The organism is Variovorax sp. GW821-FHT09A10 (assembly GCF_059418385.1).
In genome coordinates this window covers 57,706-63,959 of the sequence record NZ_JBWKPT010000016.1, presented here as the reverse complement: position 1 = coordinate 63,959, position 6,254 = coordinate 57,706, and the positions used below count along the sequence as shown (strand labels likewise).

5 protein-coding genes are annotated in these 6,254 nt (G+C 66.9%); 2 read left to right on the top strand and 3 right to left on the bottom strand.

All coding sequences use genetic code 11. The annotated features are described in order from the left end of the window. Positions 1-236: hypothetical protein (locus tag AC07Q9_RS31135; protein ID WP_495312909.1), on the top strand; the 236-nt coding region annotated here is incomplete at its 5' end. Positions 237-320: 84 nt separating this feature from the next. Here the strand turns inward: AC07Q9_RS31135 and AC07Q9_RS31130 are convergent. The 3 genes from AC07Q9_RS31130 to AC07Q9_RS31120 all read right to left on the bottom strand — a co-directional run bounded on the left by AC07Q9_RS31130 (position 321) and on the right by AC07Q9_RS31120 (position 3,799). Then, on the bottom strand, positions 321-2,174 hold the full coding sequence (locus AC07Q9_RS31130) for a phosphoenolpyruvate carboxykinase (GTP) (protein ID WP_489060376.1): 1,854 nt from the start codon (positions 2,172-2,174) through the stop codon (positions 321-323). Between the two features lie 151 nt (positions 2,175-2,325). Next, positions 2,326-2,478 carry a hypothetical protein gene (locus tag AC07Q9_RS31125; RefSeq protein WP_169805104.1) on the bottom strand — a complete coding sequence of 51 codons (153 nt, stop codon included), beginning with the start codon at positions 2,476-2,478 and terminating at the stop codon, positions 2,326-2,328. 121 nt (positions 2,479-2,599) lie between these two features. Continuing rightward, complete coding sequence (locus tag AC07Q9_RS31120; protein WP_495312908.1) at positions 2,600-3,799, bottom strand: threonine ammonia-lyase; 1,200 nt, start codon at positions 3,797-3,799, stop codon at positions 2,600-2,602. Positions 3,800-3,915: 116 nt separating this feature from the next. On the opposite strand from AC07Q9_RS31120, the gene AC07Q9_RS31115 reads away from it, so the two are divergent. Beyond that, positions 3,916-6,240, top strand: coding sequence for an ATP-binding protein (locus AC07Q9_RS31115; RefSeq protein ID WP_159273429.1), 2,325 nt, complete (start codon positions 3,916-3,918; stop codon positions 6,238-6,240). The last annotated feature ends 14 nt before the right edge of the window (positions 6,241-6,254 follow it).

The following is a 6,254-nucleotide window of genomic DNA, read 5'->3' as shown; positions in this document are numbered from 1 at the left end:
GCCGCGGTGCTAATTTCTCGATCAGATCAAGCGTTGCCGCGATGTCCCCGAACGAGGGCTCGCCCATCAGCTCCGGACTTCATCAGCACCTTCATCGCATGACGCGCGTGCTTCTCAGGGGCGCGCTCCAAACCAGACAGCCGCCGGCGCGCTGTCTGCAACGCGTGCTCCACATCGGCGAAGACGCCACGATGCCCCGAAATCACCTGGTGCGGCGTCAATTGACCGACGCCTAAAACAAAAAAGCCCGACGAGATGAACTCATCGGGCTCTCAAGGCCCGCACTTCGCAGGCTGCGAGAGCCTGCGAGAAGAACTTACTCAGGCCGCCAACCGCTGCTCAATCGCAGCCTTCGTCTCCGGCAATTCCTTCGGCAGATGGTGCGCCAACTGCTGGAACAGCTCCGTGTGCAGCTTTAGCTCAGCCTGCCAGGCCGCCTTGTCGATGCTCGTGACCGTCGCGAACTGCTCGGCGCTGAAATCCAGGCCGGTCCAGTTCAGGTCTTCATAGCGCGGGCTCACGCCGGTGATGTGCTCGACACCTTCCGTCGCCTTGCCTTCCACGCGGTCGATCATCCACTTCAGCACGCGCATGTTCTCGCCGTAGCCTGGCCAGACGAACTTGCCGTCCGCGCCCTTGCGGAACCAGTTGGTCGTGTAGATCTTCGGCAGTTGGGCGCCCGAGGCTTCCAGCTTCTTGCCCAGGTCGAGCCAATGCTGGAAGTAGTCGCTCATGTTGTAGCCCATGAACGGCAGCATCGCGAACGGGTCGCGGCGCACCACGCCCTGCTGGCCGGCGGCCGCAGCGGTGGTTTCCGAGCCCATTGTCGCGGCCATGTAGACGCCTTCGACCCAGTTGCGGGCTTCGGTGACCAGCGGCACGGTCGTCGAGCGGCGGCCTCCGAAGATGAAGGCGTCGATCTTCACGCCCTTCGGGTCGTCCCAGGCTTCGTCGAGGGCGGGGTTGTTGGTGGCGGCGACGGTGAAACGCGCGTTCGGGTGCGCGGCCTTGGCGCCGGTTTCCTTGGCGATCTGCGGCGTCCAGTCCTTGCCCTGCCAGTCGATGCAATGTGCGGGCGCGTCGCCCATGCCTTCCCACCAGACGTCACCGTCGTCGGTCAGCGCCACGTTCGTGAAGATCACGTCGCGGTGCAGGCTGGCCATGCAGTTCGGATTGGTCAGGTCGTTGGTGCCCGGGGCCACGCCGAAGTAACCGGCTTCCGGGTTGATGGCGCGCAGCGTGCCGTCGGCCTGGGGTTTGATCCAGGCGATGTCGTCGCCGATGGTCGTGACCTTCCAGCCGTCGAAGCCCGCCGGCGGGATCAGCATGGCGAAGTTGGTCTTGCCGCAAGCGCTCGGGAAAGCCGCTGCCACGTGGTGCTTCTTGCCCTCGGGGCTGGTCACGCCCAGGATCAGCATGTGCTCGGCCAGCCAGCCTTCGTCGCGGCCCATGTTCGAGGCGATGCGCAGTGCGAAGCACTTCTTGCCCAGCAGCGCGTTGCCGCCGTAGCCCGAGCCGTAGCTCCAGATCTCGCGCGTCTCGGGGTAGTGAACGATGTACTTGGTGGTGTTGCAGGGCCAGGTCACATCCTTCTGGCCAGCCTCGAGCGGTGCGCCCACGGTGTGGACGCAGGGCACGAACTCACCGTCGGTGCCCAGCACTTCGTACACGGCCTTGCCCATGCGGGTCATGATGCGCATGTTGACGGCCACGTAGGGGCTGTCGGACAGCTCGATGCCGATGTGTGCAATGGGCGAGCCCAGCGGGCCCATGCTGAAGGGCACCACGTACATGGTGCGGCCCTTCATGCAGCCGTCGAACAGGGGCTGCAGCGTCGTGCGCATCTCGGCCGGGGCCATCCAGTTGTTGGTGGGGCCTGCGTTTTCCTTCTGTGCGGAGCAGATGAAGGTGCGGTCTTCCACGCGTGCCACGTCGCTCGGATCGGACATCGCGAGGAACGAGCCCGGGCGCTTGGCGGGGTTCAGCTTCTTGAAGGTGCCGGCGTCGACCAGTTGCTGGCAGAGGCGGTCGTATTCTTCCTTGCTGCCGTCGCACCAGTGGACGGCATCGGGTTTGCACAGTGCGGCCATGTCGGCCACCCAGGCGATCAGCTTGGCGTTCTTGACGTATGAGGGCGCCTGAATGGGAAGGCCCTTCATCGTGGGTGCGTTCATCGGAAATCTCCTAAGTTGAAAAATCGTCTTTCCGAACGGGGCGCCGCGCCGGGTCAGGCACGGAGGTCCGTTTGAGAAAACGTTTCGCTTTGGGAGATTGCGTCAACGCGGGCCGCACAGCCCGCGGACAAAAGCGCGAAAGCCTGTCAGCTCAGGCGAGAAAAACGGCGATCGACGCCAGCAGCAGCATCAGCACGCCGCCGGCCAGCGGGAGCACGAGCGGCATCAGGTGAACGACCGATTCGACGGCGTCATGTTCGGCGGCGGCAGCGTGGCCGTGCTCGGCGGGGGTGGGATGGGACATCGGGAAATACCTCGAATACGCAAATGACAACGCATCAAATGCAGTCAACCGCAAATGACAAAACTCCCGCCATTTTACCGGCGAGGCGCCGTCAGCGGGTCTAGGGGGTTGCGAGGAGCCCTCAGTGCTGCTCCACCGCTTCGAAACCGGCGTCTTTCAGGGCACTCAAGACGCTGGCCAGGTGGGCCCGGCCGCGCGTCTGCAGCACCAGCTCGACGTCGACATTCTGCGCCGCCAGCATGGTGAAGGCGCGCTGGTGGTGCACCTCGTCGACGTTAGCGCCCGCTTCGGCCACAGTGGCCGTGATATGGGCCAGCGAGCCCGGCACGTCGCGCGCGCTGACGCGCACCCGGGCCAGCCGGCCGGCGCGCACCATGCCGCGTTCGATGATGGCCGCGAGCAGCAGCGGGTCGATGTTTCCGCCCGACAGCACCAGGCCCACGCGCTTGCCGCGAAAGCGTTCCGGGTGGCGGATCAGCGCCGCGAGGCCGGCCGCGCCTGCGCCTTCGACCAGGGTCTTTTCGATCTCGAGCAGCATCAGCACGCCCTGCTCGATGTCGCCTTCGTCCACCAGCAGCAGGTCGTCGACCTTGGCCGCGATGATTTCCTGCGTCAGCACGCCCGGCGTGCCGACCGCGATGCCTTCGGCGATCGTGCTCGTGCCCTGCGCGTGGTGCGTGCCTTTGACGGCATTCACCATCGCCGGAAAGCGCTGCGTCTGCACGCCGACGATCTCGATGCCGGGCTTGATCTCGCGCGCCGCGACGGCCATGCCGGCGATGAGCCCGCCGCCGCCGACCGCCACCACGAGCGTGTCGAGGTCGGGCACCGCGTCGAGCATCTCGAGCGCGATCGTGCCCTGGCCGGCAATGATGGCTTCGTCGTCGTAGGGATGCACGAAGGTCAGGCCTTCGCGCTCGGCCAGCGCCAGCGCATGGGCGCGCGCTGCGTCGAGCGTGTCGCCGTGCAGCACCACCTCGGCGCCGAAGCCGCGCGTGCGCTCGATCTTCACGCCGGGCGTGAAGCGCGGCATCACGATGAGTGCGCGCAGGCCCAGCCGCTGCGCGTGATAAGCCACACCCTGCGCATGGTTGCCGGCCGACATGGCGATCACGCCGCGCGTGCCGCCTTCAGACAGATCGACCAGCTTGTTGCACGCCCCGCGCTCCTTGAACGAGGAGGTGAACTGCAGGTTCTCGAACTTGAGGAACACCTGCGCGCCCACGATTTCAGAGAGCGTGCGCGACTCCACGCAGGGCGTGTTGAGCACCTGGCCCTGCAGGCGCGCGGCAGCGCGACGGATAGCTTCGATTCCGACCATGGCGCGCATTGTGGCTGGAATCCAGCGGATCAGGGTTTTTACTCTTTCGGCGTCTTCCCGAAGCCAAAAGTCTGCGTTATGGTCGCTCCAAGTATTTCCTCGCAGGAGGTTGCCTGATGGTCAAGCGTGCGGGTGTCGATGTGGTGGCTGCTGCGGTGCGCGGGCAGGCCTTGCCTTCGCCCGGCCTCAAGGAAGCACCGGTGCTGGAGCTCATGTGCTCGCACTTCGTGCTCACGCTCGCCGCCAAGCAGGGGCCGCGCTTCAATGTGCGGCGCGATATCAACGGATTGCTCTCGCTCACCGGGCGCCACCTCGTGTGGCCCGCCGCGGTGCTGCAGCGATTGCGCGAGTTCCTGGGCCGCCGCTGTGCGGGCAACGAGGCGTGGAAAGGCGTCGAAGATTTCGACGGCCGCACGCTGCTCGAACGCCACGGCGTGTGGCGCGGCCCGTATGAAGAAGGCACGCTGTTCTTCTACCTCGACGAGTACGCGAAAGACCAGCCCAAGGACCTGCTCTCGGTGCTGGCCGTCACGCGCGACTGGCTCACGCACGCGCTGCGCAAGCAGTCGACGCTCGTCGAGAAGAACATCGACGCGCTCGCGGGCCTCTTGCAGCTCAACAAGGCCGAGCGCGCGCTGCTCCTGTACGGCACGCTCGCGCGCTACCAGCGCGATCTGCGCTCGCTGCTGGTCGAGTTCAAGGTCAACAACGCGCCCGAGGCCTACGCCGCCATCGCCGACATCGCGGGCGTCAACGCGAGCGAGGTGGGCGAGGCGCTGCGCGCGGGCTCGCGGCTGGAGCGCATCGGCCTCGTCGAAAACCTCATCTCCGAGCACAACATCACCGACCTCGCCGACCTCATGAAGGTCAGCGAGAAGCTGCCGCCCGTGCTCATGCGCGAGTACCGCGACCACAACGAGCTGATGGCCGTGTTCACGCGGCCCTCGGCCAAGAGCGCGCTCACGCCGCACGACTTCTCCTTCGTGCAGGAAGACGCGCAGATGCTCGTCACGCTGCTGCGCGCGGCCGTCGCGCGCAAGGAGCCCGGCGTCAACGTGCTGCTCTACGGCCCGCCCGGCACCGGCAAGACCGAGCTGGCCAAGGTGGTCGCGCAGGCCGCGGGCCTCGAACTCTTCGAGGTCGAGTACGCCGACCGCGACGGCAATTCGCTCAGCGGCCGCGACCGCTACCGCTCGCTGCAGATCGCGCAGGTGTTCCTCAAGGGCAGCGCGCAGGCCGCGCTGCTGTTCGACGAGGTCGAGGACGTCTTCCCGCCCATCAGCACCGAGGCCGCGCAGTTCATGGCGCGCGCCGAGCAGATTCCCGCGCCTGCCAGCGGCAGCGTGAGCGGCAAGGCCTGGGTCAACCAGATCCTCGAGGCCAACCCCGTGCCGACGCTGTGGGTCACCAACCGCATCGAGCAGATCGACCCGGCCTTCCGCCGCCGCTTCGCCTACCACCTGGAGCTCAAGTCGCCGCCGCCCGGCGCGCGCGAGCAGCTGGTCAAGAAGACGCTCGAGGGCGTGGTCGTGTCCGAGGCCTTCACCGCCAAGCTGGCCGAGCGCAAGGGCCTCACGCCCGCGCAGATCCGCACCGCCGTGCGCTTTGCCGGCCTGGCCAAGACCGACGAGGCCTCGGTCGAGGCGCTCATCGAGCGCCAGCTGCGCAACGCCGACCTCGCGCTGGGCACGCTCGACAAGAGCCCGGCCGAGCGCCGCAGCGTCACCACCTACGACCTGGACATGCTCCACGTCGAGACCCGCTTCGAGATCCCGCGCATCGTCGAGGCGTTGAAGGCGCGCGGCCACGGCACGCTGTGCTTCTACGGCGCGCCCGGCACCGGCAAGACCGCGTTGGCCGAGCACATCGCCAAGGCCGTGGGCCGCCCGCTCATCGTCAAGCAGGCCAGCGACCTCATGAGCAAGTACGTCGGCGAGACCGAGCAGAACATGGCTGCCATGTTCAAGGAGGCCGAATCCGAGAAGGCCGTGCTGCTGCTCGACGAGGCCGACTCGTTCCTGCAGGACCGGCGCGGCGCGCAGCGCACCTACGAGGTCACCGAGGTCAACGAGATGCTGCAGGGCATGGAGCGCTTTCGCGGCGTGTTCGTGTGCACCACCAACCTGCTCGACCGGCTCGACCAGGCGGCGCTGCGGCGCTTCACCTTCAAGATCAAGTTCATGCCGCTCACCGCGGCGCAGCGCGAACGCATGTTCGTCACCGAGGCGCTGGCGGGCGATGCGGCCCTGCTTACCGGCGAGGTGCGCGCGCGGCTGGCGCAGCTGTCGCAGCTGTGCCCGGGCGACTTCGCGGCCGTGAAGCGGCAGACCGACATCCTCGCGGCCGAGTTCTCGGCGGCGGAGTTTCTCGAGCAGCTCGAAGCCGAGCACCGGATCAAGCCCGAGGTGCGCGAATCGCGCGGCATGGGCTTCATCCAGTAGCGGGCGGGCGTCCC